This window comes from Parasphingorhabdus sp., assembly GCF_039982415.1.
GTDB lineage: Bacteria > Pseudomonadota > Alphaproteobacteria > Sphingomonadales > Sphingomonadaceae > Parasphingorhabdus.
In genome coordinates, this window is the sequence record NZ_JBDWYL010000008.1 from 1 (window position 1) to 25,557 (window position 25,557).

The window sequence follows — 25,557 nt, forward strand, 5'->3', positions numbered from 1 at the left end:
ATGAAAATCCAATATTGTTCTTTGATCACGACTTTGGGACAACCGAGACCATCTCTGCTTCGTTTTCTGAATGGTTGGCTGCCTATTGCAATTTGGTGGCTCAATAGATTGTCACTAAATTCATGTCCGCTTTTGCGCCCAAAGCGGACTCAATTCGTTTGACAGGCTTCATTGCGCTATTACGAATTGACCAAATTTGACCTAATTTTAAACAAAGACAACCTTTCCCGGCCAGCATCATGCACGGGATCTGGAGCGGGCCTCGCGTCTTTAGCGTCTATCACTTCATGGATAATCACACCGTCATCAAGCCCAATCCGTTCACGCCCATATTCATCCAGCATATCGTCAAAATCTTGGCCAACTTCCCAAACAAGTTGATGCCAAACATTGGGGTTATTGTCCGAAGATTTTAGGCCACGCTCCAGATTATCAAGCCGCTTTGACAAATTAGACATCAGCAGCCTCCAGAACGTCCGCATTCGCCCTAAGAAGCCCTGCAATGGCCTTTCCGGCATTAGGACCGTCAACGACTTGCGATAATTTCCACGCGGTAACAATCAGCGTTCCTGCGGTATCGGCGCGAAGCTCAAGGATAATAGGATCAATTTCAGGCATCGGCTAAACCCATTTTGAAAGGATAAAGCGCCGGGTTCTTATCGCAGGCAGCAATCAATTCGTATCGTGTGCGTTTGTCAATTTCTGCAATGGCTTCACTGCCGTGCTTTGCGATTTTCGGGAATATTTCTTCAATAAGACTAAGCTCACGATCAGTTAGAGCCGAGAGGTCAATCGGTTCACGCGTTTGCGACCTATCCAAATGTTGTTTAATCCTTCCAATTCGGCGGCCAAGATTGCTGCTCATCTCTTATCTCCGTTCACCATTTCTTCGATTTGATCCAAACGCTGTGCAAGCTCGCCAGTTTCAATGGTGCGTCGCTGTGTTTCCAACATGCCAGAAAGCGCGGAGCCCTCGGCTGGGGTTACTTCTCCCTCGCTAACCGCCTTTGTAATTGCACCAATAACAGCAGTTAGATCGCTGGCTTTTTTGACATCGGGCAAATCAATCTCAACCGGCCTATCTTTGCGGGGCGGCAATAGGCGTTCCATACAGAGCCGTAAGGCCACGGGATCGCCCGTTTTAGCAAGCTCAATTGTTTTCTTAATGATTTCGTCCGCATCATCATCAATCAGGCCCTGAGCCATTACGGTTGAACGATTGCGCGAACCCTTGGGCCGCCCGTTGGGATTAGCTGATTTTCCAGCCGCAAATTGTCCGTTTTCTGTTCTTGCAATGGTCATATTCTAACCTTTATTTTCTAGTGGGGCGGAATGCTGCCAAAACCATTTCCCGCCCCACTAACCAACGGTGACCGCGCTGGAATTTTTGAACGTTCAACGATACCCGGAAACACTCTGGGCAGGAGGCCATGCACACAAGCTGAGATAATCCCAATCTGGAATGCGCATCTTCTCAATATAATAGTAATTCCCGCCAGTTCGTTTGCCCTCTTGGCCCAAATCACGGGCAACCCATTCAGCGCTATCTAATGGAGGGCTTTCGCCGGGACGGTCTTTATTAACCCGGTAAATCGCTTCTGTGTTTTCTTTCATCCGTTGCAAAATATCTAGCAGCTTCGGCATTTCATTTGCCCAAAACTCTTTAAGGTCTTTCGCTACGGCTTCGCGGTCGTCCTTAGCTTTATTGTATCGCTCAAGCTGTTCTTGCGCCTTTTGGGAATTGATGCGCTCATCCCGCAATTCTTGGAGCTGTGAAAGGGCGTATTCAAGCCGTTTTACTCCTCTCGCCAACTTTGGCTCAAGCAAGATAGCATCCTCTTGATCAGCCTCTTGCAAGGCCATGTTGAGAGAGTCGCTTTCGGCCTGTTGTCGCCGTTGCTCTAACAGTTCAATTTCATTGGGGAGTTCATCAATCAACTCGGATATGGTGGCGACACGGCTGGTCGGCTTTAGAGCCGCTTCGATGCGGCCTTTGATTGGCTTTGCCATTATTCTAACCTTTCTGCGCCGGATTCAGGCGCTTGGCTGTGATTTAGGAATTGTACTAGAAGTTTGGAGCGGAGTTTTTCAGCGTTCGTGAAAGGCCAATTTTTGTTTCAAAATGCTTGTCAAAAATTTCGTTCACACGATTGAATAAGCCGTCAAAATGTCCGTCATTGATGACTTTCGAGACGCTTGCAGCGCCAACTTGAGCGGTTAAGATTTTAACGGCTGTCTGCCGAACCAACTCATCAACTTGCCGAGCATCCATTGTCAGCAATTGCGCTATGGCATTAAGTTGTTTGGGTTTTCCTAATACCTCTAAGTGAGTGCGGAAGGCATCTTCGATTGAAGTCTCGCTGATCTTATCCAATAGATAAACGTTGCTGTCTGAGGTTTTGATAGGTGTGGAGTCAATTAGCGCAACATCAAAGCTTAAGCTGTCGCCTTCATCCAGCATTTGCTTAAAACCTGCGCGGAGTTTTCCGTCGATGGTGGCAGTGTGAGCGCTAACAGGTGCGCCATCGGTATCCAGATAACTGGGCATTTTTTATTCTCCTGACTATTCGCGGGATCAGCGAAAGGATTGATGCAGGAGTTGTATGTTGACTTGGATTGCCGAGTTACCGCCGCTAGTGTCCGTTAAGGGCGCAAAAGCGGTCGTGTTGGTTCTGCCCATATCTTGAGAAGTGAACTGAACGTTGAGTAAACGAATTTTTCTTTTATTGGCTGGTGGATGATGGATCGTTATTCCAATCCCTTCGCATGATCAGATCTCCATCCCGCCTTTCTTTTACTAACGTGTCCGTCACATCCCAGTATCCTCCATTGGGTAATTCAGGGTGATCAGTAACTTTTGTAAATTCAAGGCGGGTTGCTGTAACAAATTTCCCATTTCTGCAGTTAATTTGCGCACTAAATTCCCATTCTTTTGCAGATGATGGAATTGAAACGATTCCAGGAATAGGGACTCCACCTTCAAATAACCTCGTATCTGGATCGTACGGATGCAACCGAGTGGCTGGTATAAGTCGGGTTCCCCTAGCAATTTCAAGTTCATCTATCTGTTGTTGGGAATAAGTAATTTGCCCCTGGGCGTTTGCCTTCCCATTCTTGTTGAAGCGCTCCAAAGCAGAGGTATATCGGGTGTGATTTTCCTCTCGTCCTCCAAGACAGTCTACCGGATTATCCCCATTCAAAAAAATATATGCTTGTAGTTGTATCGGCTCATCTGGGCCTGCAGTCCGGTTAATGTGAATATAGATAACAAATGGGTAGCTATCACCTCCTTGGATTGCGTCAAATACCTGCTTGCTCAGGGCCGCATTTTCTTTCGCCAATATAGCAATTTCATCATTCTTTCTATTCAGCTCTCGTTGTTGTTGGTCTTGTTGAGTTGCGGCCCAATATGCGCCGCAGACCGCAATAAAGCCTCCTATGAAAATTACTAAGGACGGACCTAAAAATGATTGCATATCTACCGCAAAGTTGTTCGTGACTAACCGAACAAATGGTTATCATTGCTCATACAATCAAGTGGCACGCTTCTGCCGTCATCTATCACAATAATCGATGGCATGATGATCAGTTCGTGTTCAGGTTGTGTTATGTAGCTAATAGTTTTCAACTGCGGTAAAGTGTTTTTGCAATGTCCACTTTCGGGATAAAGCAGCCACAGCTTAACCGGACGGCTCTCAACTTATTCGCTCCCTGCTGGTTGAACATTTTTGAAACAATCTCACTGATTTCCAAACAAGCCAACCACATTCAAATTGTGGACCAAAATGTGGCCTATAGTTACAATGATCACCGTAACTCTTTGAGGTAATGATACAAAAAGGCGGACATAGTATCCGCCCTACTTACTAAACCCATTCAGGATTTAAGGGCTCACAGTCCCAATATGCTGCCATCTGGGCCTTGAGCCTATGACGCTCCGGATTGCGCCTCATATTGACTCTCCGTGCCAATAAGGCGGGTTTGTCGGCCTCATTTACCCATCGGCTAACCAGCCGCGATGAGCATTTGAAATACCATGACGTTTCTCGCCAACCCAAAATAATGAAAGCCCGTTCAAAATGTTTAGGCTTGGCTCGGCGATTAATGCCGGGGCCGGGTTTTTGTTCTTGCCATCCTCTCAACAAGGTAGGGGTTACTTTGGCTGGGCGGTTAGGCGGCCATTTGCGTCCGTTCAAAGTAGAGGTGATATATTCAGGTGCTTTGGCTTGCTTTGTCTTTTTCATGCCCAAGCGGATAAACTGGGCTGGGTTTGAAACTACGGCCCCATGTGCGCGCGCGTATTGAGCGTGTTGTTAACAGGTGAACACAGTCCTTGCAAAGTAACAGCGAATCTCGTTTAAATTAAAAGTTATTCCTGTTTTCGTGCATATGAATTCATTGCTTTGCGGACGGCTGCTTTGGCCTTTTTTGGATCATCGCCTTCTTGCACGTCGCGTTTCAGCACTCCATCACAGATAACAATCCGAAGTTCTTCCTCAGAAACTTTGATGTTGTTGAATATCCGACGCATTGAACGCCTAACAGTTCGTAATACTTCATCTGATTGAATTAATTCCGCGACAACAAAGCGGTTCACAATCTGAGCCTGCTTGTGATACTCGGCCAATGCATCGGTAGTTATGCTTTCGCGGCAAAGAATATGGAGCTGACTTAAGTCATCTTGTGACTTTGGGTTTAAGTCGCAAAAACTGAAAGACATAACTTCAGTATATTCCACCGGCTTCACAAACCGCAATTTATAGATTTTCCATTCGATGCCATTGGTCAGGATAACCCATTCAATTCCTTCATGCATTCCATAGTTCACCGCCTGCTTGAGGTGCTTGCTGTTCAAGTTAACACCGGCAGCTTTAACTTCGATAAGATAATGGATCTTGCTTTCAACCTTGACTGCTAAATCACAGAACGTCCCTCTAATTTGCTGTTCACTGGTCAGTTCAGTGTATTTTTCGAAACCAAAAATATCAGCAAATATGTCCTTTATCACCGTAACTGTATCGGCCTCAGAAACGTCTCGTGAACGAAGCTTTTTAACGATAGGCTGATAAGTCTTTAGCCCTTTTACTAGCCGGTTTTGTATTCTTTTTGGAATTGCCATAATACCCCCCTTGTAAACCATAAACTTATCTCGTTGATTTATTATCAAAATCTAGTTTAGTTTTATAGAGAATGCAAACGACACATAAAATCGAATTAATGCTCTAATAGAAGCGAGGACAGACTGATATCCTAATTCTTTTTATAGAACTCTGATATTGGTTTGGGACAGCGGACAGTTGGACACGGTCCTTAGGACCGTTGTCCTGTCCTGTCCGGCAGTGGTCGATGTGAAGAAAAACTGTCCGAGTAGTTGTCCGCGACTTGTCCGTCCCAGTATTATAAAATCCACGCCCAATCCTCCCAAATCCCTATAATTTCGGATGTTTGCAACTTTTCTTTGTACCGACGAAAAGTTCGCTTAGCCGTATCCGGCTTTTTGTCCGCGCTGTCCGCATCAGCTGCAGTAACTGCAAAATAGCTGTCCGCCCAATCCTTGATTCTGACGACTTTTGTGATCATTTTTCTATTGATGCGGTCATCCGGAACCTCGTCTGGAATGGAGATGCCATGGTTCTCAATCGCCTTGCCAAGTTCCGATAGCGCTAGCTTTTGACCGTCGTTCAACTTGCGTCTGGCCATAGCGCCGACACTTACAGGTATCGTCAGATCATTTTTTGTCGGTTGGACGATGCAACTTGTAACTGGCTCGCCGTCATTATCGAAACCCAGTTGAACAGTTTTAAGGTTGAACAAATAGGACTGTCCGCCCTCACCGTCTTTCTGTTTAAAGACAGTAGCTTTCTTTGTTTGCCCATTTTCAACAAGCAGAATTGTGTCACACCCACCTCGCAAACTACTGTGACCTCTCGGATCTTTGCTCTCAGAATCTTTGGGACGATGGTGCACGGGCATTACACAGCAATCAAACTCAGCAGCGACGCGCCCACAATTTGCGACATAGCTCGCCATATCGTCGGTATTCTCTTTGCCGGCCCCAAAGGTTTTGCTGATGGTATCGATGATGATCAGGCGAGGTTCATGGCCACTATCTTCGCACGCTTGACGTATTGCTGCTATCAACTTGGGTGTATCCGCATTTGCGCCTTGCATATCAATCGGCGTTGGTATCAATGCAAAGGGCATTGGCTCGACCGGATTGTGATGCTGTCGAAATGCCACCATCCGATTTCTCAATCCTGCCAATCCTTCAGCACCAACATATACGACTAACCCTTTTTCTGTTTTCAGGTCATGCCATTGGCTTCCCATAGCAACATGGAAAGCTATATCGAGCGCAAGAAAAGACTTGCCGCTATCAGGATGACCATAAATCAAAGCTAGCCCGGTTTGCGGAAGGAGTCCCTTGATTAGCCACAAATTGTCTAGATTAGGCTCTACATCATCAAACCAAACCAAAGGGAGAGCATCATCTACATCAGTTGCTGTGTTTTCAAGGGCCTCCCTTGGGTTCTTCGACAATCGGTCTGACGCCGATCTCGGGTTCATGGCGCCAGCTTCCCAAGCGCTGTTCAGAGTCGCTTCAACCTCGTCCTCATCCAAGCCGATAGCATTAGCTGTACTGGCAATTAGAGCTTTTGTTTTTTCGGATTCAATTTCTCCGCCATGAGCCAGTTGAGAAGCGGCAAACGTAGTTCTGTTTAGTTGATCGTTTCGTTCACCCTCTGGAGCGCGCCTGAGAGCTGATAGCTCACTATCCAGTGCCGCCTCCCCGTAGGCAGAATTATCGTTTAAATGGAAATCACTTTGATTTTGTTTAGTGGGTTTCAACAAACCAGCTAGCCAAGCTGGAATTTCTGCCAATTCAAAACTTTCTGGCGAATTCAGCCACTGGTACGTAGCACCTGACGGATGTACGCTTCCTGGCGCTACAACATATCCGCCATCACCTCTTATATCCACGCCAGGCAGGAGATTGGCGCGGTTGGCGATAGTACCGCCAGGATGCTTAAAAAATACGTGCATGCCTTTCGCCGTCTTCGATTTAACAGTGGTCGGCAAGCCCCTCGCCTCTGCATCCATGACAGCACGATCGCTATCAAGGTCAAGTACGATGCAACCGGAAACCGCCCCAGTTGCTATTCCGACATTGCTTTCTTCCGCTGCCCAAGTTTCTATCCTAGATTGATCTGGACGCTCAGTTTGCCACCGCTTCCATGAACCAACAGGTTTCTTGTCATTGGATTTGACGGGAAAACATGAGAATTTTGAGGAAAGTGGAATGCGCCATTTATCAGGGATATTGTTCGGAGAAATTGAATTTGGAAGAGCAACCATTACGCATTTCCTCCATACAGTGAATTCAGTCTTTTGAAGCTATTGTCCCAAGTCAGAAACTTGTCGGTACCAAGTGTGAAATCCGCCTTAACGCCATCGGACATACAGGCAAAATGGACCACTCCTCCACATTCAGCCGCTTGTCTCGCGGAATGAAGCTTGATGTACGGGTAAAGCGGCATGCCTATTTCGCCAATTCGGAACTTTCCGATATAGCCAGGGATAACGGTAAATTCGCCATCTTGCGTTATATTGCAAACAATAACGGCGGTAGGAGTTTTCTTAATGCGCGGTAATTTCAAACCGTTATCTGCTTCGATAATTTTAAGATCATTGCAACCAAGCTGATCGGAGGCCCCGCCTCGTGCGGGGCTTTTTCGTTCTAGCCAACTCATGCCGCTTCTCCAGCCAGCAACTTAATGCTGGACATTTTCACCATACGCCGTCCACCGATGCGCACCGAGTCAAGATCGCCTCGGTCAAACATTCGGTAAATGGTCATGTGCGATAGGCCGCCAAGCAGGTTTCTTGCCTCTTTAACGGATACAACTAGTGGTTCGGTGCTTCTCATATTCATGCCGCCACCTCATTGGTTGAGTTGGTCAATCGGCTTTCAAGCCAAGCATCTAAGTCGCTTTTGCGATAGCGCACAGCACCACCTAATTTGCAGTAGTTAGGCCCTTTTCCTGTAACTCTAAATCGCTCCATAGTGGGCTTACTCAACAAAAGATATTGAGCCGCCCCACCGGTATCTAAAATAGTCATTGTTGCCTCCTCTTTTTTGTTAGGCAACAGCTCCTTTAATCAGAAATTATCGGATCTATGTATACGTTTTTTGCGACAATGGGCTTTTCGATGAGAAGCGGAATATATAACTTTTTTGGGGACTTAAACTGAACGCAATTTGCCATATGCAAGTGCCCCATAGACGCCTCAAAGGTTGGTTTGATCCAGCTGTAATCATCTCTCAACATTGTAAGAAAATCTTCCATTTGTTCATCGACGGGCTTCCCCATTCTGAAAAAAGTAAGCCCCTGTTGACGTTGGAACATTACCATTCTCAAACCAGCCGCGATATGGACAACTGATCTTCTGCTTGACCAGTTTCGTTCGGTTATTTCGGCGGAATTAAGTGGGCGCGCATATTCAACTTGAGGCATAGCCTTCTCCCTTACCCCCTTGGCCCAAAGTGCCCTCACGTAAACATCACCACATTTAATGGTTCTTTGTACTTGAAAAAGCACATCTTCCGCTGCTTCATTTATCTGTTTTTTGCTCCTTTTCGGCTCTCTTGGAACGTCTAACCCATTGAGAGAAAGCCAATTTTGTAACTTTCTTAAAGGAGCGCCAGGGTGTTGAGGTTTTGCGAGAAATGAAAAGAGCCGCGATGCACCCTCCGGAGAAGGATCAACGCAAATGGTATCAAAGTTTATTCTGGTTGTGAGGTTTTCGCGGCCCATTAGATTGATCCTAAGCCGCTAACCGTTCGGCATCGCTTTGTAACAAGGCGATATCGGCTGGCGTCACGCTGCCATCTGATGACATATCCATTAAGAGGGTTAGTTTTTGGGCCATAGCCGCCACGTTAGGGGCTTTAGCGGTCAAAAGGGCATCTCGCGCCTTACAATAGCTTTCAACAACAGCATCGCCATTTTCGGCATCATCAGGCAAATTATCCATCTGTTGTTTCAGGCTTCTCATATTGTCCAATTGCTGTTGCCATTGATTCTGGTTATTCGCTTCATTAGTCATTGTGGCGGTTCCTTTCATGGTTGCCATTGTGATTAGGCTTGGCAGGGCGTTCGAGCGCCCCGTCAGGCCGTTTTAACCAGCTTGTGACCTTGCCGCTCTGGCTTCGTCTAAGCTGGAAACTTCAAATTGCTTATTGTCGAGATAGTTTGCCCAAGCGTCCATCATGTGACGCCTCTTTTCGAGCAGATGTCCTCTCCGATATGCTGCCTCGCTCTTACTTCTAATCGCGTGTGCAAGGGCCATTTCGGCTAGGTTGCCGTCAAAATTCGTTTCCTCAGATACCCAATCTCTGAAAGTTGAGCGCCAACCATGCTGGGTAGTACCGGGGGCAAGTACCTTTTGGGCCTTCAAAAGTGTCATATCTGACAACTCTTTCCCGGTTTGCCCCTGAAAGATGATGCTATCACCACCCTTTGCTAGCGGCTTTACCTTTTCCAGCAATTCAATTGCCCGTTCAACCAGCGGGACATTATGCAGGCGCTTTGCTTTCATTCTCTCGGCTGGGATAGTCCAAACGCGGTTATCAAAATCAATCTCAGACCAAGTGGCTAGCCTTATCTCACCGGATCTTGCAGCCGCTAAAATGCCAAATTCCAATGCAATTCTAGCCATTGTTTCATCTGAGTTACGCAGCTTCGCTATAACGGCTGGAGCCTCGGGATATTCCACGCAGCTATGATGCTTTTGCGCTATACGCTTTCTGCCCAATGCGCTGATCATTTCCGTTGCATCTGGCGCAGGGTGGTCACGATAATCATGGATATTAGCAAAATTGAGCACTCGGATGATTCGCCTTAACACCCGTTGCATAGTTTCGCGCTTGTCACGCCAATGAGGCCGGACAACAGCCATTATCATAGCCGCTGTTATCTCATTTGGCGTTAAATCACCTAAAGAGGGATAGGCGTAAGTAGATAGAGTATTGCGCCATTGCTGCCGATGCTTCGCATTCACGAAGTCTTTTTCAAGATCAGAAATCATTTCATCAGCAACGTGGCGAAAAGTTCTGCCAATTCGTTGATCCAATATCTCTGCTTTATGCCGTTCCGAATCCTCAGCAGCCTTCGGATCAATGCCTTGTTTTGCTAATTTCCGCCAATCAACGACTTTCTCACGGGCTTGCGCTAAGGACAGCAGATTAGTGGAGCCTAACCCAAATTCCCTGGGCTTTCCCACGCCGCCATTGGGATTGGGCATTACAACGCGCAATAACCAGTGCTTTGAGCCGTTGGGCTTCACAATTAGATAAAGGCCGTTGCCGTCACTTAGCTTTAACGGAGTTTTTTCACCCTTCGGCTTTGCGCTTTTAACTTGAAGGGCATTTAACTTTGCCATGTGCAGCTCCACATTTTGGTCCACGATTTGGTCCACAATACTATGTGCATTGCATAGTTATTGCAATAGACAACTTAGTATGGGTGGATGGGATAAATCCCACAATCATGCGGGTTACATGGGGTAGTATGTTAAGCTGTGAGGGTATAGCTGGCGGAGAGACAGGGATTCGAACCCTGGGTACGATCGCTCGCACAACGGTTTTCGAGACCGCCCCATTCGACCACTCTGGCACCTCTCCGCACTTTGGCTATTGGCCTTAGAACCCTGGTCCATCGGACCGTAGTGGTAAACTAGCGGGGCGCTTAGACCATGATCTGCAATTTGCCAAGCGAGAAACCGTAACACCTGGCCACGCCAATGCTTGCATCTGTCTCACAACTGATTAGATTATAGCAATGGGTCCAGCTAAACATCTTTCGTCGAACAATCCTTTGCCCAAGGATACACCGACCGTTTTAGACGCGAGCTTCGCCATTGGCGATGTCGTGAAACATCGTCTGTTTGATTTTCGGGGTGTGATATATGATATCGACCCGGTCTTTGCGAATAGTGACGAATGGTATGATGCGATCCCTAAGGATTTGCAGCCGTCCAAGGATCAGCCTTTTTACCATCTTCTGGCGGAAAACGCGGACAGCAGCTATGTCGCTTATGTCAGCCAACAAAATTTGCTGGAAGATGATAGCGGTGAGCCAGTGATGCATCCAGATGTCGGGTTAATGTTCAAAAATGTCGGCGACGGCAAGTATCGCCTGCATCACATTCATCGCCACTAGGGAATTTCAGCGCGGCAAATTCAAGCGCTAAGATTTGATTTTCCAACCTTTTTGCAGCAGGAAATAGCATAAGGCGGTCAATGCAATATTGATCACCAACAAGATGATGGATCCCGCCATGATCGGAGAATCGGCAGCGCCGAGAAACCCGTAACGAAAACCCGAAATTGCATAGAAAAACGGATTAAAGTGGCTCACTGCTTGAAATGTTGGCGCCAAGCGATCAATAGAATAGAAAGTCCCCGACAATAAGGCCGCTGGCGCTACGACAAAATTGGTGACCGCTGCAGCGTGATCAAATTTTTCTGCCCAGATCGAAGTGAGAACACCCAATAGAGCGAGCATGGCCGATCCCATGAAGCCAAACCACAAAACCGCCCACCAGTGGCTGACGCTAACATTTACGCCGGGCCAGAGCGCCATGGCGAGCCAAACCGCAAAACCCACCAAGGCCGCCCGCGTAATGGCCGCGCCAACCAAGCCAGCCAGCAATTCCCCGACCGACAGCGGCGGCATCAGATAGTCTACAATCGTCCCTTGAATTTTTCCGACCAATAAGGAGAAGCTGCTATTGGCAAAGGCATTTTGAATCATCCCCATACAGATCAAACCCGGTGCGATAAAATCAGCAAAGGGCACACCCAATACCGTGCGATCGCCGCGTCCCAAGGCCACGGTAAAAATAATCAAGAAAAGCAGGGTTGTAATGGATGGCGCCCAAACCGTTTGCAATTGGACTTTGAAAAAACGGCGCACTTCCTTCCAATATAGAGCGAGAAAACCGCTCCAGTTCACGCCGCGAATAACCGCGACACCAGGCTCCCCATAAGATTGCGGGATAAAATCACTATTGTCGGAATTGCTATTTTGGGACTGGTCTAACATGATCTTTTCGACTATCGGCTTGCGACAGCAATCACAACCCATAAATGCCAACCACGAGTCCGATTGAAAATCTGGCGAAAGGGATTATATTGGCATCACTATAGTAATGAACTGGGATATTTAATGGCTTGGACCGACGAACGTATCGATCATCTAAAACAGATGTGGGAAAAAGGCCTGACCGCAAGCCAAATTGCGGAAGAATTAGGCGGCGTAAGCCGCAATGCTGTCATCGGTAAAGCGCATCGCTTGGGGCTGAAGTCCCGCCCCTCACCAGTCAAGGCGAAAGCCAAAACGACCAAAGGCGGCAAGCCAGCGGCAAAACCCAAAAAAGCGGCAACCAAGACAACTAAAAAGCCCAAACAAAAAGAAGAACATGTCGCCCGGCGCGCGATGCCGCCGCCCACACCTGCGGCGCGCACCCATGCGGCACAACAATCCAAAATGCCCAAGCCCGATGGCCCTAAAATTGTGTCTGTTGGGCCTGGTGGATTTTTGCGTCAGGGACCAGGAGATCAACAGGCGCCCATCCCACCGGCTCCACCGCGGCGCTTGGTTCCGGCTAAGCCCAGCGACGAGATCGCGGACAAAACCAGCCTACTTGATTTGAATGACAGAATTTGTCGTTGGCCAATGAACCATCCCGGTGAACCTGATTTCCACTTTTGCGGTGAACCGGTTAATCCCGGCTTCCCTTATTGTGTGGAACATTGCGGTCGGGCTTTCCAAGCGCAGCTTCCACGCGGCGCACGGCGTGCACCGCCACCCTTGCCTTTTGGTGGGCCAAGAGTTCGCTAATTCGACGGACAACACAATTTTTTACAGACCATATAGCAAGAGGCCTAATAAGCCTCTTGCCAGCGTGACTCTGACGCTCTTATAGGATCATTATGTCCGATGATCTTTTTGGCGCTAATCCGCCCGCTACTTCGAAGTCCGGTGAATATGATGCCTCAGCCATTGAGGTTCTGGAAGGACTGGAACCCGTCCGCAAACGCCCCGGCATGTATATTGGCGGTATCGATGAGCGCGCGCTCCACCATTTGGCTGCTGAAGTTATTGACAATAGCATGGATGAAGCCGTGGCGGGTCACGCCACGCGGATTGAAATTACTTTGGACCAGGACAATCGCCTGACCGTGACTGACAATGGCCGCGGCATTCCGGTCGACCCGCATCCTAAATTTCCCAACAAGTCGGCACTGGAAGTCATTATGACTACCTTGCATTCGGGCGGTAAATTTTCGGACAAAGCCTATGCCACATCAGGCGGCCTGCACGGTGTTGGTGTCTCTGTGGTCAACGCATTATCTTCCGATACCGTCGTTGAAGTTGCGCGCAACAAGACCATCTATCGCCAGTCCTTTTCACAAGGCAATGCACAATCCAAACTGGAAGAAATTGGTAGCACCCCAAACCGGCGTGGAACCAGTATCTCCTTCGTTCCTGACACGGAAATTTTTGGCGAAGGGAACATGTTTAAGCCCTCCCGTTTGTTCAAATTGGCGCGGTCCAAAGCCTATCTCTATGCCGGTGTAGAAATTCGTTGGAAATGCGATGATGCTCAAGCCAGCGATGATGTGCCGGCGGAAGCCATATTCCAATTTCCTGGTGGTCTATCTGATCACCTGCGCGAGCAACTCAGCGGACGCGAATGCGTGACCACCGATTTTTTTGCGGGCAATCAGGACTTCCCTGACGATGCAGGGCGCGTGGAATGGGCAATTACCTGGCCGATTTGGACGGACGGCAGCTATAGTTGGTATTGCAATACCATCCCAACACCCAATGGCGGCACCCATGAAACGGGCCTGCGCAATGCACTCGTCAAAGGTCTGCGGGCCTTCGGGGAATTGGTTCAATTGAAAAAAGCATCTCAGTTGACAGCGGATGATATTATTTCCGGCAGCGAAATGATGCTGTCAGTCTTTATCCGCGATCCCCAATTTCAAAGCCAGACCAAGGACCGACTGACCTCTCCGGAAGCCGCCAAATTTGTCGAAAATGCCATCCGAGATCATTTTGATCATTTTTTGACTGATAATATGGATCGCGGCAAGGCTTTGCTGGGTTTTGTAATTGAGCGGATGGATGAACGGCTGCGGCGCAAGGCCGAACGGGAAGTCAAACGTAAAACCGCGACAAGCGGGCGCAAAGTCCGGTTGCCCGGCAAACTGACCGATTGTTCTGGCAACGACCCGGAAGGCACGGAATTGTTTATCGTCGAAGGCGACAGTGCTGGTGGATCCGCCAAACAAGCGCGCAATCGCAAAACACAAGCCATATTGCCGATACGCGGGAAAATCTTAAATGTGGCTTCGGCCAATAGCGCGAAAATCTTCGCCAATGCCGAAATAGCGGATCTGACCCTTGCGCTGGGATGTGGGACGCGGAAAGACTGTGATCCAGACAATTTGCGTTATGAGCGCGTGATCATCATGACCGATGCTGATGTTGATGGTGCACATATTGCGACTTTGCTGATGACCTATTTCTTTCAAGAAATGCCGGAACTTGTGCGGCAGGGACATCTATATCTGGCGCGCCCACCATTATACCGGCTGACCGCGGGGGGCAAAAGTCTGTACGCGCAGGACGATCAAGCGCGTGCAACCATAGAAAACGGCCCCTTCAAAGGCAAGAAGGTGGAAGTAAGCCGGTTCAAGGGTCTCGGCGAGATGAACCCCAACCAGCTTAAAGAAACCACCATGGATCCAGACACCCGTTCGCTTTACCGGGTCACGCTCCCGCAGGAATATGAAAACCGGGCAGTGGTCAAAGAATTGGTTGATCGGCTGATGGGAAAAAATCCCGAACATCGTTTCAATTTCATCCAGCAAAATGCATCAAGCCTCGATGAAGAGGCGATTGATGCCTAATCGGTTCATCCGAACCTTTTTCTTTTGCGCCTTGGCCGTGACAATGGCCCTATCCCAGCCGGTTTTTGGGCAATCTCCATCGCAAATTGCACCCTCACCGGTCTATCAGCAGCGCTCCGCAGACCTGATGGAAATTTTAGATGGCGCAAAGACGGAAGTCAGTTTTTTCGCCAGTTCCTTTCGCGATGTCATCTCTCCAGCGCAATTCCGGCTTTTGGTGACACAGCTTAAAACCCAATATGGAGAACCAATAAAAATTAGCCGCATCATCCCTGCCAGTGCGAATGACGGTACGGTTGAAATCATGTTCGCCAAAGCCACCCTCGCCTTTCGAATGGTTCTGGACAGCGCCTCTCCTCACCCGGTTGTTGGCCTGCAAGTCACGGGCGCCAATACCAACGACGATAGCATTGCAAAGATCAAACAAGAATTCATGGCCCTGCCCGGCAAGGCCGGTTTTGAAATCGCCCAACTGGATAGTGATCAGCCACAAATTCTAGCCGCACACGCGGCCGATCAGCAATTTGCCATTGGATCAACATTTAAACTTTACGTTTTGGCAGCGCTCTCTTCCAAAATAGATGAGGGTGAAAAAAACTGGGATGACGTTGTTCGTCTCTATCGCAAATCACTGCCCTCCGGAATGATACAGAATTGGCCGGAAAAAAGCCCGTTGACCCTCCAAGCCCTAGCGACTTTGATGGTCTCGATTAGCGACAATAGCGCCACCGATATTTTAATGACCGAGCTTGGCAATGCTGCACTGGAAGAAACGGTTTTGGAAACCGGACATGGTAATCCTGACAAAATATTACCATTGCTAAAAACCGTTGAGTTTTTTGATCTCAAAATGCCGCGAAATGCGGGTGCACGGGGACTGTATAGCAAAGCCAATAAACGCGAACGGCTTGAAATTCTCAAGCAATATCAGATTGGCCTGTTTCCCGATAAAATTGATATTGCCAATCTCGCGAATAAACCCGTGCATATTGACATTGTGGAATGGTTCGCCTCCCCGACTGACATAACCGGTTTGCTCCAGAAAATCAGCCAGATTAAAGATCCGGTTGTGCAAAATATACTCAAGGTCAACCCGATTATTCCCCCAGGAGATGCGTTGCGCTGGGCCTATATTGGCGGCAAAGGCGGATCCGAGCCCGGCGTTATTTCTTACGCATTTTTGGCAAAGTCAAAATCCGGAAAAACCTATGCCATTTCCGGAAGCTGGAACAATCCCGACGCACCGGTAGATTCCGGTAAATTTACAACGATGATGAACCGGTTGCTTAATCTTACCGCCGCACGGTGATGATAAAAAGCCCGGCTAAGCGGTCAAGGCAGCAACCAACGCCTTTACTTTTTTCTGTCGCCACTGCGGAAGCGGAGCGACGAGCCAATATCCGCGTGAGGATTTGCTATCCTCGCCAATAACTTCAACGCGTCCTGCCGCAATATCTTGCTGGACCAGCATTTTCGGTACCCACGCATGACCAAAACCATTTGCAGCTGCTTCGATCGCCAAACCGCCATCAGCAACCCGCATCAGCGTTTCCTCGCCTTCTGAAATCGGGCAGCCTGGCCAGTCGATTTTCTGGCCCGCTTCCGCTGATGGGGCTGTGATTTTTACAAATATCGTGTCACCGATGATGACGCCTTCATTTTCTCCCGGTCCATCTGTGAGACCAATGGCCACATCCAGATTGGCCTCAGTAAAATCAGCCCCTCCTTCCGAAGCCACGAGGGCAAAGCTGACATCGGCATTGTCCTGCGAAAATCGAGCCAACCGTTCGTTAAGCCATTTGGCAGTCAGATCTCGAGGCGCGGCGATGGTCAGCTTGTGCGATGACTGACCGGCTTGCATGGCCCGAACCGCATCTTCAAATTCTAGAAAGCCTGAACGCAGGGCATCGAGACCGGCGGCCGCTTCATCTGTTAACTCCAACCCTTTGGGTGTGCGTCGGAACATCACGACGCCCAGCATATCTTCCAGTGCCCGAATTTGCTGGCCAACCGCAGCGGGTGTAACCGCTAGCTCGTCCGCTGCACGTGTAAAACTGAGATGACGCGCTGCGGCATCGAGTACTCTTAATCCGTTTAACGGCAGATGGGTGCGCTTCATTGTTCGACAGTGGGCGCTGATAGTGGAAAATGAGGAATACGCACTTCAAACGGTTCCGGGCCCTCTCCGACAAACATAAAATGGCCAGCCATGGCTCCACTCGCGGTGTTTAACGGGCATCCAGAAACATAGTCGTGGGATTTTCCGGGTTGAATAATCGGTTGCTCGCCGATCACCCCATCGCCATCCACTTTGTGCAATGCTCCGCGTGCATCGGAAATACGCCAATGGCGCGTGAGCAATTGTACCGCCTGATCCCGGTCATTTTCGATGCGAATATGATAAGCCCAAAACCAACGCAAACCGTCAATATCGGATTGCTCTGGCAAGAATGTTACCGATACGCGAACGGTTATGTCATCTGTCGTTTCTGAAAACGGGAAAAAGGATTGCATCATGGCTTCTTAATAGCGTCAAAGTCCGACAGACGAAAGAGCCTGATCCAAATCTTCGATCAAATCCTGCGGGTCTTCCAGCCCGATATTAATCCGGAGCATATCCTCGCTAATCCCAATCGCCAACCTGGCCTCTTCGCCCAATCCATGATGGGTGGTCGATGAAGGATGGCACATGAGCGATCGGCTATCTCCAATATTGTTAGAAATATCAATTAAGTTCAAAGCGTTAAGCAAGGAGTGCGCCTGTTTGCGGCCGCCACCCACATAGAGAGAAAATATTGGACCCGCAGCCTCCATCTGGCTCATCGCAAGATTATGCTGAGGGTGGCTGGACAAGCCAGGGTGCAATATTTTTTCAACCCGCTGTTCCAAAAATCTTCCGACTTGGATGGCATTTTCGCTCTGCCTGCGAATCCGCAGATCCAATGTCTCGAGTCCCTTCAAAACCACCCATGCGTTAAAAGCGCTTAAGGTCGGTCCAGTATTGCGAATGAAACCAAGCAGGGTTTCTTCAATAAATTCTTCATTGCCGCACACAGCGCCAGCCAATACGCGTCCTTGACCATCCATCATTTTCGTCGCGCTGTAGGCCACAACATCCGCGCCATATTCCATTGGTCGCTGGAGAACATTGGTAGCGAAGGCGTTGTCCACCATCGTGGTGATGTTTTTCGCACGCGCCAAATCGCACACCGCACGCAGGTCGATAACATCCATGGTCGGATTGGCGGGCGTTTCGAAAAAGAAAACCTTGGTCTTGGGAGAAATAGCCTGCTCCCAATTTTCTAGATCACGGCCATCAATGACGGTCGTGGCAATGCCAAATTTGGGGAGCAGCGTATCGGTCAACCAGCGGCATGATCCAAAAAGCGCCCGGCTGGCAACCACATGATCGCCGGCTTCTAGTTGGCAAAGCAAGGCGGCGGTCATCGCGGCCATGCCAGAGGCAGTTGCGCGACAGGCTTCGGCCCCTTCCATTACCGCGATTCGCTCTTCAAGCATTTGAACTGTCGGGTTTTGCAGCCGGCTGTAGGTCATTCCCGCTTGTTCACCATTAAATCGTGCGGCCGCATCTTCGGCACAATCATAAGTATAACCAGAGGTTAGAAACAGCGCTTCGGAAGTTTCTCCAAATTCACTGCGCATGGTTCCACTGCGAATGGCTTTGGTCGCCGGACGCCACGTTTCCGTGATGCTTCGATTTCTTCCGGTATCTCTTTTCATATCTTTTCTTCAATCCTTCAGTACTCAACCGGCAAGTTGAGCAACCACTGCATCGCCAATTTCCCGGGTCGAGGCATTGCCCCCGAGATCATGACCCAATAAGCCCTTTTCCAATACAGCTGCAACCGCTTGTTCAATCTGAGCGGCTTCTGTCTCCATAGCAAAGCTATGCCTTAGCATCATCGCAGCAGACAATATCATGGCTAATGGATTGGCAATGCCCTGCCCGGCAATATCGGGAGCACTTCCGTGAATAGGTTCATAAAGGCCGTGGGTTCCAGTGCCTAGTGATGCCGATGCCAATAAACCAATGGACCCAACGCACATGCTGGCTTGGTCAGACAAAATATCTCCAAAGATATTACCGGTCAGCATCACATCAAACTGCCCGGGATTGCGAACCAGCTGCATGGCGGCATTGTCCACATACATATGGCTCAATTCCACATCGGGATAGTCCGCAGCCACTTCATTAACGACCGTTCTCCACAAAACCGATGTTTGCAAAACATTTGCCTTATCAACCGAACATAATTTCTTCCGACGTCCCTGCGCTGCTTTAAAGGCGATATGCGCTATACGGCTAATCTCTTGCTCATCATAAGCCATGATATCATAGCCTTCGCGGAGACCTGCAGCGGATTGGCGCTGCCCTTTTTCGCCGAAATAAACATCACCGGTCAATTCTCGCAGGATCAAAAGATCAATTGCTCCGGCCACCTCTGGCTTTAACGCAGAAAGATTTTCCAATCCCGAGAATGCTTTAGCAGGCCGCAAATTGGCGAAGGTCTGCATCTCCTTGCGCAATCCCAACACCGCCTGTTCAGGACGCAAATGTCGTTCCAAATCATCACAATCCGGGTCTCCGACCGCGCCGAATAATACGGCATCGGAAGCCATGACCAGATCCAAAGTCGCTGGCGGTAAAGGATGACCATGGTTTTTATAGGCCGTTCCACCCACATCAGCGGGTTTCAACTGTAAATCAGGTAGGTCCAGCTTTTCTAGAACCCGAAGTGCTTCCACCATTATTTCCTGGCCAATGCCGTCCCCGGCGAGCACCGCAATCTGCATGTCAAATATCCCAAGCTTATTGGAAAGTTTCTGCCACTCCCTGCCGCGCCCGATGCAATTAGGCAACCACCCTTTTCAACCGATCCACCAAAACCGAGCGGGCTGCCATGACATCATTCCTATGGTCTGCGAAAAAATGACGTCGGAGAAAGAAGCCGGTCACCTTCAAGCCATCCAAAATATCATCCCATTGCGGTTGATCCGGACTGTTCAAAAATGCCGGGAGCGGTAAGAGTTTTTCTTTGTAGATTTGCCCCGCTTCCCTGCTCACAGCGGCGCCGCTTTTGGGACTGATATAGATTAAGTCCTCAGCGTTACCGGTGGCGGTGCAAATATCCAATGACAGACCGAATCCCAATTCCGACAAAAGGAGCAATTCATAACGCGCCAGAGCGACTGCCCAACCCTTAGCGGAAGGCGCCCCGCAAATGGCATCGAGCAACGCAGTCAAAGCAGAATGCAATTGCGGATAGCTTTGTTCTTCTGGTAAAATTGCCGCCGTTAAAGCGGTGACCCAGTCTAAGGCCGCGCTGGCCAATGGCTCTCCGAGATAAGGACCCCGGCTTTGTTGCAATTCAGCTGTCATCGATGCGAGCTGGTCTTCTGTACGGGCCCGATAATCGGCTTGCACAATATTGGACGGTATCAATATCGGACGCATTGTCCGCGAACGCGCTCCTCTGACATATCCAGCCATAAGCCCATTTTGCGGAGTCAACGCGCGCACAACCGCGCCATGCTCGCCATGTTGTCGGACAGAACAAATAATAGCAGATGTGCGCAGGCTGGCCATAGTGGACGTTAGTAGCTGCAAAGACCGACAAGGTGAAGTTTTCAATCGGACTTAACAAACTGCAGATAACAGCAGAAATATCCGTTAGCCGGCGCTCACCGTAAACATAGCAATCACAATTATCGTCAGCACAGCCAGCACAACAGCGCCGCCGATTGAAAGCAATAATTTACCGTCTTTCTTGATCGTCAGTTGCAATATATCCGCAAACATCTGGGCAAAAAGATCCATATTCCGCTCCTCTTGAACGTTTATGGCGAAATTGGCTTAAGATTAAGTTGCTTGGGATCCGTCGCGCCAATCCATGGTCTTATCATTGGTGAAAATAATCATAGACTTTCTGTGCAACGGTAGCCGAAACACCGGGCGCGGCTTGAAGGTCATCGAGAGAAGCATTTTTGACCGCCCGAGCGGTCCCAAAATGCAACAACATTGCTCGTTTTCGCGCGGGACCAATGCCCGGAACATCGTCCAATGAACTGTGACCGATAGATTTGGCGCGTTTCTGGCGATGAGCTCCGATTGCGAAACGATGCGCTTCATCCCGCAAACGCTGAAGATAAAATAGAACCGGGCTGTTGATTGGCAGATTTAACTCTCGTCCGTCCATGAAATGGAATGTTTCTCGTCCCGCGTTGCGATCAGGGCCTTTGGACACACCAATCATAGTGACGTCATCCACGCCAATTTCGGCTAAAGCATCTCGCGCCGCGCTCATCTGCCCTTTTCCGCCGTCGATAAGCACGAGATCAGGCCATTCCCCTTTCTCCCGATCAGGATCCTCTTTCTGCGCGCGCGCAAAGCGTCGTTCCAATACTTCTCGCATCATCGCAAAATCATCGCCAGGTTTGGTGTCGGGATTTTTGATATTAAACTTGCGATAGGCATTTTTGCGAAACCCTTCGGGCCCGGCTACAACCATACCGCCGACCATATTAGTGCCTTGAATATGGCTGTTATCGTATATTTCAATGCGATCCGGTATGGATTCCAGCTCCAAAACATCAACCATTTCCCGCATTATTTTGGCTTGGGTAGAAGATTCCGCGAGACGCCGATCTAGTGCTTCTTCAGCATTGCGGCTGGCCTGCTTCAACAATTTCAAGCGGTCGCCGCGTTGCGGCTTTGAAATGCTGACTTTATAGTCAGCCCGGGTTCCCAGCGCCTCCGACAACAGATTATCGTCCGGCAGTTCCCGGTCGAGCAATACCAGCTTGGGCGGAGGCATCCGATCGTAAAATTGCATCAAGAAACTGGAAAAGACCTCCTCGATTTCGACATTGCTCGTATGCGCAGGAAAAAAGCTGCGATGCCCCCAATTTTGGCCCCCTCGGATGAAAAAAGCTTGGATGCAAACCGTTGCTCCCTTCGCGGCCAAGGCAAAAATATCGGCATCGGGAAGTCCAGCGGCATTGACAGCTTGATTGCCTTGAATGAATGTCAGGGCTTTCAAGCGATCGCGATATAGCGCCGCCATCTCAAAATCGAGATCTTGAGAAGCCTTCTCCATCTGCGCGCCCAATTTTTGTTGGACATCAGTCGACTTGCCAGACAGGAAGTTTCGCGAGTCTTCCACCAGTTCGTTATAATCTTCCTTGTTAATGCGGTCGACACAAGGCGCTGAACAGCGCTTAATTTGATAGAGCAAGCAAGGCCGCGATCGATTGTTAAAGAAACTGTCGGTACAGGAACGAAGCAAAAAGAGCTTTTGCAAAGCGTTCAGCGTCTGATTGACCGATCCAGCGCTTGCAAAAGGTCCGAAATATTTGCCTTTGGCCTTTTGCGCTCCGCGATGCTTTTGAATACGCGGAAAATCATGGTCTTCGCGCAATAATATGAAGGGAAAACTCTTATCGTCGCGGAGTAACACATTATAGGCGGGACGAAATTTCTTGATAAGTTGGGCTTCCAGCAACAAAGCTTCGGCTTCACTGCCCGTCGTCACAATTGTCATCGAACGGGTCTGCGCCACCATCCGCATCAAACGATGCGGCAGGCGATTCATCTGGACATAAGATCCCACTCGGTTTTTGAGGGACCGGGCTTTCCCGACATATAAAACGTCACCGCGACTATCTTGCATACGATAAACGCCGGGGCGACTGGGTAAGGTATTTAAAGTCTCCCGAATGGCAGTCATACCGGTTTCGATATCAGGCGTTTCATTGCCGCGAACGGTTGAAGTCGCCTTATCTTCGTTGAAGCGATCAGGAGATTGCGGGCCGGACATAGGCTATATCTAAGCGGGAGCGCTGGTGTTTACCAGCGTCTAATCCACGCAAACGGCCGATAAATTAGTTGAGCTTGGCGCCCAGGTCTTTAATCGTCTTGTCGACAAGGCCTTTATCTGCGGCCGCATCATGTTTTGCAGCAATCAGGTTCTGTGCCGCTAATGTCGCAGCGCCGACCGCTTGTGCTCGGACTTCCGCAATGGCAGAGCGTTCCGCCGCAGCGATTTTATCTTCGGCCATTTTTTTGCGCCGAGCGATTAACTCCGTGGTGGCTTTCTTAGCATCAGCAACCACTTGTTCCGCTTCGCTTTCGGCCTGCGACAAAATCTCTGCTGCCTCATCATCTGCTGCGCGAAGACGCGATTCATATTTTGCGCGAAGTTCTTCAGATTCCGCCCGCAATTTTTTCGCTTCATCCAGTTGCTCGCGAATGTCGGCGATTTTTTTGTCCAAGGACGCGCCAATAGCCGCAGGTACTTTTTTCCACAGCACAATCCCGACAACGACCAGCATAGACAGGGAAACAAACACGGTAGCGTTAAAAATGCCAAACACAGATGGCGTGACATGCTCTTCACCGGCACCCGAAGCCAAAATTGCGACATCCGCTGCAACAGCTGTTAGATTCACATAATCAACCATGTTTCAATGCCGCCTTTGTTTCTTTCAATGCCGCAGCTTTGGTCACTTTGGCACCGGATATCTTCGCCACCATATCTTGTGCCACTTCCGCCGAGACGCCTTCAATCTCTTTCAAGGCTTCGCTGGTCCGCGCCCTAATATCCGCTTCTGCCGCGGTAATTTTCGCAGCAATATCAGCATTGGCTTTGGTTTTGCGTTTCTCCGCAGCGGCATTGGCTTTGTCCTTACCGGCTTCAACCAAGGCTTGAGCCGCGCTGCGATCATTTTCCATTTTGAGTCGGTAATTTTCTTCCAACTCATCGGCTTTGACATTTGCCGCACGCGCGGCTTCCAGATCGTCGGCAATCCGCTTGTCCCGGGCATCAACCGTGCCCTGGATTTTTGGAAACATGCCCAAACCGATAACAAAAAAGGTGAACCCGAACGTCAGCAATAGCCAAAATATCTGGGATCCATATGTTGCGGCAATTTGATCTATTTGTGGCATTGAACCAAAGGCTCCAATAGTTTGAAACAGCGGAGCGGCGTTTCTGCCACCCCGCCGGTTTCATATCATATTTTAGGCAACGAAAATCAGGATCATTGCGACAACAAATGCCAGCAGACCCAAAAGCTCAGCAGCCGCAAAGCCGATGAACAAACGGCCCTGTTGACCGTCAGCAGCGGATGGATTGCGCAGTGCGCTTTCCAAGAAGCTTCCGAATACGTTACCCACACCTACGGCGGCTACACCGGCACCAATTGCTGCCAGACCTGCGCCCAATAATTTTGCTGCTTCTGCGTCCATGTTAGTTACTCCTGTTCAAAAATATCGTTTAGAAAAAAGTCTTGTTTCAAATCAATGCAGGTTTTCTGCATCATTTATGTAAAGCGATGTCAGCAATGCAAAGACATAGGCCTGCACAACCGCCACCAGCAATTCGAGAGCGCTGATACCAATCATCAGCGCAAAACTTGGAATACCCACTAGTACGCCATAACTTGCACCAGCGTTGGTACTGTTGATCACAAAACCAGCTAGAACTTTTAGCAAGATATGACCCGCGGTCATTGCGACAAAAAGACGCAGTGCGAGGCTGAAAGGACGAACCAGAAAGGACAATAGCTCAACGATGAAAATGAAAGGTATCATCGGAAGCGGCGTCCCGTGCGGGATGAACAGCGAAAAGAAATGAAGCTTATGTTTGGCAAAACCAACAATCAGCACGATTGAGAAACTCATGATCGCCAATACGCCGGTCACGGTAAGATGGCTCGTAACGGTAAAGGGATGTAATCCCAAGACGCCTACCGGGAGCAGGCCGAAAATGTTCGAAAACAGGATAAACATGAATAGGGAAAACACGTAAGGCGCATATTTGCGGCCAGCGGGACCGATATTGGCCTCCATCATATTGTCGATAAAGCCTGTAAAGCCTTCAACCATCATCTGCCAGCGACCAGGAACCAATTCTCGCTTCATACCGCCCAGCATGAATACCCACAGGCCAGCGACTGCTACCAGCATCCAGACCGCGCTATTGGTAAACGCAATCTGCTGCCCGCCTAGTGAAAAGCCTTCCAAAATCGTCTGTACCTCAAATTGGTACATTGGATCGATTTTACCTTCTTCAGTCGCCACGCAAGGGACCCCTGTTTTCTAAACGATGCGCAAAAGTCATTTATGCTTCTTTGCGCTCTCGTTCGAGAGTTTAATAATATTCCTGAATGCCACGATGATCCCCAAAAACAGGAATATCAAAAAAAGCCAAGGCGCGGTTCCGATAAATTGATCAAGCACCCAGCCGACCAAAGCACCGCCACCAATGCCCGCAATCAAATCCGCCAAAACCCTGTTTCCAAGTCGATAATTATCATCGACCCCTTTTTGGGTTGTGCCCGATCGGACCGCTTCTTCTGATGTTGCCTGATCGATCCGCTTTTTTAGCGCCTCTATCTTAGCATCATCGTCCATCAGATTTACCGGATCCATTCTCTGTCGTGATTCTTTGAAAAACTAACAAAAATCAGCAGAAAAGCTGATTAAATTGGTTCTACTCACGACAGCGAGCAGTCCCGCTAACCGCGTCCGTTTAGAAAAGCGGGTGCGT

The 25,557-nt window shown here is 49.1% G+C and carries 32 protein-coding genes and 1 tRNA gene; 4 read left to right on the top strand and 29 right to left on the bottom strand.

What is annotated here, in order from left to right:
* Nucleotides 1–179 precede the first annotated feature (179 nt).
* The 16 genes from ABJU74_RS12530 to ABJU74_RS12605 form a co-directional block, all read right to left on the bottom strand.
* On the bottom strand, nt 180–458 hold the full coding sequence (locus ABJU74_RS12530; RefSeq protein ID WP_348384604.1) for a hypothetical protein: 279 nt from the start codon (nt 456–458) through the stop codon (nt 180–182).
* Nucleotides 451–618, bottom strand: coding sequence for a hypothetical protein (locus ABJU74_RS12535; RefSeq protein WP_348384605.1), 168 nt, complete (start codon nt 616–618; stop codon nt 451–453). The genes ABJU74_RS12530 and ABJU74_RS12535 overlap by 8 nt, the downstream gene beginning before the upstream one ends.
* Entirely contained in the window at nt 611–865 is a 255-nt protein-coding gene (locus ABJU74_RS12540) for a hypothetical protein (protein ID WP_348384606.1), read from the bottom strand. Before ABJU74_RS12540 ends, ABJU74_RS12535 begins: the two co-directional genes overlap by 8 nt.
* Nucleotides 862–1,302: a DUF5681 domain-containing protein gene (locus tag ABJU74_RS12545; RefSeq protein ID WP_348384607.1), complete on the bottom strand. Its 441-nt coding sequence runs from the start codon at nt 1,300–1,302 to the stop codon at nt 862–864. Before ABJU74_RS12545 ends, ABJU74_RS12540 begins: the two co-directional genes overlap by 4 nt.
* A 93-nt stretch (nt 1,303–1,395) precedes the next feature.
* The gene (locus ABJU74_RS12550) at nt 1,396–2,010 is read right to left on the bottom strand and encodes a hypothetical protein (protein ID WP_348384608.1); all 615 of its coding nucleotides are present in this window, start codon (nt 2,008–2,010) and stop codon (nt 1,396–1,398) included.
* A 55-nt stretch (nt 2,011–2,065) separates the two neighbouring features.
* On the bottom strand, nt 2,066–2,548 hold the full coding sequence (locus ABJU74_RS12555) for a hypothetical protein (RefSeq protein WP_348384609.1): 483 nt from the start codon (nt 2,546–2,548) through the stop codon (nt 2,066–2,068).
* Nucleotides 2,549–2,723: 175 nt separating this feature from the next.
* Complete coding sequence (locus ABJU74_RS12560) at nt 2,724–3,476, bottom strand: hypothetical protein (RefSeq protein WP_348384610.1); 753 nt, start codon at nt 3,474–3,476, stop codon at nt 2,724–2,726.
* Between the two features lie 893 nt (nt 3,477–4,369).
* Entirely contained in the window at nt 4,370–5,119 is a 750-nt protein-coding gene (locus ABJU74_RS12565) for a type I restriction enzyme HsdR N-terminal domain-containing protein (RefSeq protein ID WP_348384611.1), read from the bottom strand.
* 278 nt (nt 5,120–5,397) lie between these two features.
* Complete coding sequence (locus ABJU74_RS12570; RefSeq protein WP_348384612.1) at nt 5,398–7,356, bottom strand: AAA family ATPase; 1,959 nt, start codon at nt 7,354–7,356, stop codon at nt 5,398–5,400.
* A complete protein-coding gene (locus ABJU74_RS12575) occupies nt 7,356–7,751 on the bottom strand; it encodes a hypothetical protein (RefSeq protein WP_348384613.1) in 396 nt (131 codons plus the stop codon). Before ABJU74_RS12575 ends, ABJU74_RS12570 begins: the two co-directional genes overlap by 1 nt.
* Nucleotides 7,748–7,933: a helix-turn-helix domain-containing protein gene (locus tag ABJU74_RS12580; RefSeq protein ID WP_348384614.1), complete on the bottom strand. Its 186-nt coding sequence runs from the start codon at nt 7,931–7,933 to the stop codon at nt 7,748–7,750. Before ABJU74_RS12580 ends, ABJU74_RS12575 begins: the two co-directional genes overlap by 4 nt.
* Nucleotides 7,930–8,121 carry a helix-turn-helix domain-containing protein gene (locus tag ABJU74_RS12585; RefSeq protein WP_348384615.1) on the bottom strand — a complete coding sequence of 64 codons (192 nt, stop codon included), beginning with the start codon at nt 8,119–8,121 and terminating at the stop codon, nt 7,930–7,932. Before ABJU74_RS12585 ends, ABJU74_RS12580 begins: the two co-directional genes overlap by 4 nt.
* Nucleotides 8,122–8,156: 35 nt before the next feature.
* Nucleotides 8,157–8,816 carry a hypothetical protein gene (locus ABJU74_RS12590; protein ID WP_348384616.1) on the bottom strand — a complete coding sequence of 220 codons (660 nt, stop codon included), beginning with the start codon at nt 8,814–8,816 and terminating at the stop codon, nt 8,157–8,159.
* Nucleotides 8,817–8,826: 10 nt separating this feature from the next.
* On the bottom strand, nt 8,827–9,108 hold the full coding sequence (locus ABJU74_RS12595; protein ID WP_348384617.1) for a hypothetical protein: 282 nt from the start codon (nt 9,106–9,108) through the stop codon (nt 8,827–8,829).
* A 72-nt stretch (nt 9,109–9,180) separates the two neighbouring features.
* The gene (locus ABJU74_RS12600) at nt 9,181–10,443 is read right to left on the bottom strand and encodes an integrase arm-type DNA-binding domain-containing protein (RefSeq protein ID WP_348384618.1); all 1,263 of its coding nucleotides are present in this window, start codon (nt 10,441–10,443) and stop codon (nt 9,181–9,183) included.
* Between the two features lie 151 nt (nt 10,444–10,594).
* A tRNA-Ser gene (locus ABJU74_RS12605) sits at nt 10,595–10,684 on the bottom strand.
* A gap of 157 nt (nt 10,685–10,841) precedes the next feature.
* Between ABJU74_RS12605 and hspQ the strand changes: the two genes are divergently transcribed.
* On the top strand, nt 10,842–11,222 hold the full coding sequence (hspQ, locus tag ABJU74_RS12610) for a heat shock protein HspQ (RefSeq protein ID WP_348384619.1): 381 nt from the start codon (nt 10,842–10,844) through the stop codon (nt 11,220–11,222).
* Nucleotides 11,223–11,249: 27 nt separating this feature from the next.
* On the opposite strand, the gene ABJU74_RS12615 is transcribed toward hspQ, so the two are convergent.
* The gene (locus tag ABJU74_RS12615; RefSeq protein WP_348384620.1) at nt 11,250–12,107 is read right to left on the bottom strand and encodes an ABC transporter permease; all 858 of its coding nucleotides are present in this window, start codon (nt 12,105–12,107) and stop codon (nt 11,250–11,252) included.
* 123 nt (nt 12,108–12,230) lie between these two features.
* On the opposite strand from ABJU74_RS12615, the gene ABJU74_RS12620 reads away from it, so the two are divergent.
* The 3 genes from ABJU74_RS12620 to ABJU74_RS12630 all read left to right on the top strand — a co-directional run bounded on the left by ABJU74_RS12620 (nt 12,231) and on the right by ABJU74_RS12630 (nt 16,295).
* The gene (locus ABJU74_RS12620) at nt 12,231–12,905 is read left to right on the top strand and encodes a GcrA family cell cycle regulator (RefSeq protein ID WP_348384621.1); all 675 of its coding nucleotides are present in this window, start codon (nt 12,231–12,233) and stop codon (nt 12,903–12,905) included.
* Nucleotides 12,906–12,997: 92 nt separating this feature from the next.
* A complete protein-coding gene (gene parE / locus ABJU74_RS12625; protein WP_348384622.1) occupies nt 12,998–14,986 on the top strand; it encodes a DNA topoisomerase IV subunit B in 1,989 nt (662 codons plus the stop codon).
* Nucleotides 14,979–16,295 (top strand): serine hydrolase, encoded by a 1,317-nt coding sequence (locus ABJU74_RS12630; protein WP_348384623.1) that lies wholly within the window; start codon nt 14,979–14,981, stop codon nt 16,293–16,295. Before parE ends, ABJU74_RS12630 begins: the two co-directional genes overlap by 8 nt.
* Nucleotides 16,296–16,310: 15 nt before the next feature.
* Here ABJU74_RS12630 and ABJU74_RS12635 read toward each other — a convergent pair whose 3' ends face one another.
* The 12 genes from ABJU74_RS12635 to ABJU74_RS12690 all read right to left on the bottom strand — a co-directional run bounded on the left by ABJU74_RS12635 (nt 16,311) and on the right by ABJU74_RS12690 (nt 25,439).
* On the bottom strand, nt 16,311–17,105 hold the full coding sequence (locus ABJU74_RS12635) for a LysR family transcriptional regulator (protein ID WP_348384624.1): 795 nt from the start codon (nt 17,103–17,105) through the stop codon (nt 16,311–16,313).
* Complete coding sequence (gene apaG, locus ABJU74_RS12640) at nt 17,102–17,500, bottom strand: Co2+/Mg2+ efflux protein ApaG (protein ID WP_348384924.1); 399 nt, start codon at nt 17,498–17,500, stop codon at nt 17,102–17,104. The genes ABJU74_RS12635 and apaG overlap by 4 nt, the downstream gene beginning before the upstream one ends.
* Before the next feature lie 18 nt (nt 17,501–17,518).
* A complete protein-coding gene (locus tag ABJU74_RS12645) occupies nt 17,519–18,727 on the bottom strand; it encodes an aminotransferase class I/II-fold pyridoxal phosphate-dependent enzyme (RefSeq protein ID WP_348384625.1) in 1,209 nt (402 codons plus the stop codon).
* 24 nt (nt 18,728–18,751) lie between these two features.
* Nucleotides 18,752–19,801: a 3-isopropylmalate dehydrogenase gene (gene leuB, locus ABJU74_RS12650; protein ID WP_348384626.1), complete on the bottom strand. Its 1,050-nt coding sequence runs from the start codon at nt 19,799–19,801 to the stop codon at nt 18,752–18,754.
* A gap of 58 nt (nt 19,802–19,859) precedes the next feature.
* Nucleotides 19,860–20,594 (bottom strand): DNA repair protein RecO, encoded by a 735-nt coding sequence (recO, locus tag ABJU74_RS12655; RefSeq protein ID WP_348384627.1) that lies wholly within the window; start codon nt 20,592–20,594, stop codon nt 19,860–19,862.
* 84 nt (nt 20,595–20,678) lie between these two features.
* Nucleotides 20,679–20,825: a hypothetical protein gene (locus ABJU74_RS12660; protein WP_348384628.1), complete on the bottom strand. Its 147-nt coding sequence runs from the start codon at nt 20,823–20,825 to the stop codon at nt 20,679–20,681.
* A gap of 82 nt (nt 20,826–20,907) precedes the next feature.
* Nucleotides 20,908–22,824: an excinuclease ABC subunit UvrC gene (gene uvrC / locus ABJU74_RS12665; RefSeq protein WP_348384629.1), complete on the bottom strand. Its 1,917-nt coding sequence runs from the start codon at nt 22,822–22,824 to the stop codon at nt 20,908–20,910.
* 64 nt (nt 22,825–22,888) lie between these two features.
* Nucleotides 22,889–23,467, bottom strand: coding sequence for a F0F1 ATP synthase subunit B (locus ABJU74_RS12670; RefSeq protein WP_348384630.1), 579 nt, complete (start codon nt 23,465–23,467; stop codon nt 22,889–22,891).
* Nucleotides 23,460–23,954, bottom strand: coding sequence for an ATPase (locus ABJU74_RS12675; RefSeq protein ID WP_348384631.1), 495 nt, complete (start codon nt 23,952–23,954; stop codon nt 23,460–23,462). Before ABJU74_RS12675 ends, ABJU74_RS12670 begins: the two co-directional genes overlap by 8 nt.
* A gap of 72 nt (nt 23,955–24,026) precedes the next feature.
* A complete protein-coding gene (locus ABJU74_RS12680; protein ID WP_108809819.1) occupies nt 24,027–24,254 on the bottom strand; it encodes a F0F1 ATP synthase subunit C in 228 nt (75 codons plus the stop codon).
* 51 nt (nt 24,255–24,305) lie between these two features.
* Nucleotides 24,306–25,088 (bottom strand): F0F1 ATP synthase subunit A, encoded by a 783-nt coding sequence (locus ABJU74_RS12685; RefSeq protein ID WP_348384632.1) that lies wholly within the window; start codon nt 25,086–25,088, stop codon nt 24,306–24,308.
* A 36-nt stretch (nt 25,089–25,124) separates the two neighbouring features.
* On the bottom strand, nt 25,125–25,439 hold the full coding sequence (locus ABJU74_RS12690; RefSeq protein ID WP_348384633.1) for an AtpZ/AtpI family protein: 315 nt from the start codon (nt 25,437–25,439) through the stop codon (nt 25,125–25,127).
* Between the last annotated feature and the right edge of the window lie 118 nt (nt 25,440–25,557).